This window comes from Streptomyces lancefieldiae, from assembly GCF_031845825.1.
Lineage (GTDB): Bacteria > Actinomycetota > Actinomycetes > Streptomycetales > Streptomycetaceae > Streptomyces > Streptomyces lancefieldiae.
This window is the reverse complement of the sequence record NZ_JAVRFH010000377.1, coordinates 1-414: the sequence shown is the minus strand read 5'-3', so window position 1 is coordinate 414 and position 414 is coordinate 1. Positions and strand designations below refer to the sequence as shown.

Here is a 414-nt window from a genome sequence, read left to right as displayed (position 1 = left end):
ATCGTATGCAGCGTAGATGTCTTTGATATCAATCATCTCGATATCTGAAACAATATTATGCCCGGCGCAGAAATCAAGCATTTCCTGTGTTTCAGGCAAACCACCAATGGATGAACCTGCAAGACTCTTACGACCACCGATCACGCTGAAAGCATGAATCTGTGCGGGTGTCGGAGGAACGCCGACGCAAATCTGAACACCATCAGTTTTCAGCAGTGACAATGAGACATTAAAATCATGCTCTGCAGAAACGGTGTCAAGAATAAAATCAAAACTTCCCTTTACTTTTTTCAGTTGCTCAGGATCGGTGGTCACCACGAAATGATGAGCACCGAGTTTCTTTGCATCTTCTTCCTTTTTCGCAGATGTGCTTAATACAGTTACTTCAGCGCCAAAAGCCACACCGAATTTTAC

Annotated in this window: 1 protein-coding gene; it reads right to left on the bottom strand. The window is 43.7% G+C overall.

Annotation, left to right across the window (positions count from 1 at the left end):
* The coding region (locus RM812_RS42590) for a zinc-binding dehydrogenase (RefSeq protein WP_311586436.1) at positions 1-414 on the bottom strand (414 nt) is incomplete at both ends.